Origin of the sequence: Emticicia sp. (assembly GCF_049241225.1) — a bacterium.
GTDB lineage: Bacteria > Bacteroidota > Bacteroidia > Cytophagales > Spirosomataceae > Emticicia.
Genome location: NZ_JBMLRC010000453.1, coordinates 1 through 2,470, shown reverse-complemented (window position 1 = coordinate 2,470; position 2,470 = coordinate 1). Strand labels below are relative to the sequence as shown.

Below are 2,470 nucleotides of genomic sequence, written 5' to 3'. Positions count from 1 at the left end.
GTGGCTTTTCCGCTCAACATAATAAAATCTTTTGTCCATTTTAATGAGTCAGTTCCAACCAAAACTTCTCCTTTTTTTGTGGGTTTTACCATTTCAAAAGGCACTGGTTGCAAATAATCTTTTTGTCCGTTTGGTGTTTTTAAACCTTGCAAACGGAAGTTTTCGGCTACGTATCGGGCAGCTACATTATTGGTTATTTCACCTGTTCTACGCCCCAACATTTCATCTGATGCAATGAAACGAATGTGGGCTTCGATTTCTTTTTTTGATAATTTGTATTCGGGAAGTTTGTTGACTTTCTGAGCATTTGCTCCGAAAACTATAAAGGTTAGGAGTAGTAATAGATGTTTGATTTTCATTTTGATGATAGATGTTTTTATTTGAAAATATTTAGATTTTGAGCAATTTAGAAATCGGACTGCCGACGCAGTTGCTCTACTGCATTAGTTCTAAAGCCTTAGCTACTTCGGTTGTTGGTAATTGGCAAGTTTTATCGAAACATACATAAATCGTTGTTTCGCCATTTTTTGCTGTTCGGTTTTGTAAAAGAGGAAGTTTAGAATCAGTTTCAGTGCCTACAAACACTTTATTAAGCATAAAATCGGCATCAATTTGCTTTCTGATTTCTTTTAAATTACTGCCAACAATGGCTACTTCGGCAGTTGGGTTGGTGTGTTGCGTTGCCAAACACGCCCATTGCGTTACCCACTGAGGGTCAGTCAGAACGATGCGTTTCATTTTTGCCAACATCAAATTACTGATTTCGATGAAATCATTTCTGCCTAACAACAAACCTAAATTATAAAGATTAGCGGCCATCATTGAATTTGAAGCAGGAATCACATTATCGAAAATTTCTTTTTTTCGAGCAATCAATTCTTCGCCTTGACTATCAGTGAAGTAGAAAAACTCGTCTTCTGCATCATAGAAATTGGCAATCGTATAGTCGGCCAATAATTCGGCTTCTTCTAACCACGTTTCATCGAAAGTAACCTGATAAAGAGCTGTGTAAGCATCAATCACGCTGGCATAATCTTCGAGGTATGCCACGATATTTGCTTTGCCATTTTTATAATTATGCCAAAGTCCACGACCTTCTGCCCCATCTTCGGTTGTGACTTTAATGCTCATTTTTTCTTTGATGAAGTGAGCATTTTGTAGAGCTAATTCCAAAAACTTTGGCGTATCAAGATAACGATACGCATCAACTAAACCTTTGAGCATCAGGCCATTCCACGAACATAAAATTTTATCATCAAGCCCTGGCCGAATCCTTTTTGCTCGATAATCAAAGAGTTTTTGTTTGATTTCTTGGCTCAACGGAAAACCATTTTCCATAAAATCACGCTCTTCGAGATGCACTACATTATTGCCGTGTTCCCAGTTTCCGTGTTCCGAAAACTCGAAAGTTTCACAGAATGGAGCGGCATCTTCTCCCAGAATTGCTTCAATTTCCGATTTCTTCCAAATATAGAATTTCCCTTCTTCGCCCTCACTATCAGCGTCTAAGGCCGAGTAAAAACCGCCTTCTTCGCTCATCATTTCTCGTTCAAGCCATTCAATGGTTTCGGTTACTTTGGCTTTATAAAATTCGTCGGGTTGGCCTTCTGATTTTGTTAGAGCGTAGGCTTCGGCGTAAAGCGAAACCAATTGTCCGTTGTCATAGAGCATTTTCTCGAAGTGCGGTACTTTCCAATCCTCGTCGGTTGAGTAACGAGTCCAACCGCCACCGATTGTGTCGTAAATTCCGCCCAAAGCTACTCTATCGAGTGTGTGAATAAGGTGCTGATAGGCACGTTTATCATTGGTAATGGTATAATATCTGAGCAAAAACTTCCAAATACTCGGCATCGGGAATTTTGGACTGCGATTCATACCTCCTTTCTCGAAATCAAAATCTTTGTGTAGGCGATTAAAAATCGTGGTGAGTTCTTCTTCCGAAATCTTTAGTCCATCGTCCGAAATATCCATTTGATACTTGTCGCTCTCTTTGGTGTGCATGTTTTGCGTGAAACCTTCGGCCGATTTTTGTAGTTTTTCACGGTCATTTTTGAAGGCATTACTGATGCTTTCGACCAAATTTGCCCAATTAGGTGCAGGAAAATACGTGCCACCGTAAAAAGGTTTGGCATCGGGCATCAGAAAAACATTGAGCGGCCAACCGCCACGCAGCCCCATTGCTTGCAGAGCATCCATATAAATGGCATCGACATCGGGGCGTTCTTCACGGTCAACTTTGATGCAGACCAAATGCTCATTCATGATTTCGGCAATCTGTTCGTTCTCGAAAGATTCTCGCTCCATGACGTGGCACCAATGGCAAGCCGAATAACCAATACTTACCAAAATTGGCTTGTCTTCGTCTTTGGCTTTTTGTAGGGCTTCTTCTCCCCACGGATACCACTCAACAGGATTATGGGCGTGTTGAAGTAAATATGGACTTGTTTCGTTGATGAGTTTATTTTGCATG

Annotated in this window: 1 protein-coding gene and 1 pseudogene; both read right to left on the bottom strand. The window is 40.5% G+C overall.

The window, feature by feature from the left end; all coding sequences use genetic code 11:
• A pseudogene (locus ACOVO2_RS23290) lies at positions 1-359 on the bottom strand (peptidase M28); the annotation flags it as partial.
• A 76-nt stretch (positions 360-435) separates the two neighbouring features.
• Positions 436-2,469: a thioredoxin domain-containing protein gene (locus tag ACOVO2_RS23285; RefSeq protein WP_421772275.1), complete on the bottom strand. Its 2,034-nt coding sequence runs from the start codon at positions 2,467-2,469 to the stop codon at positions 436-438.
• Position 2,470 lies beyond the last annotated feature (1 nt).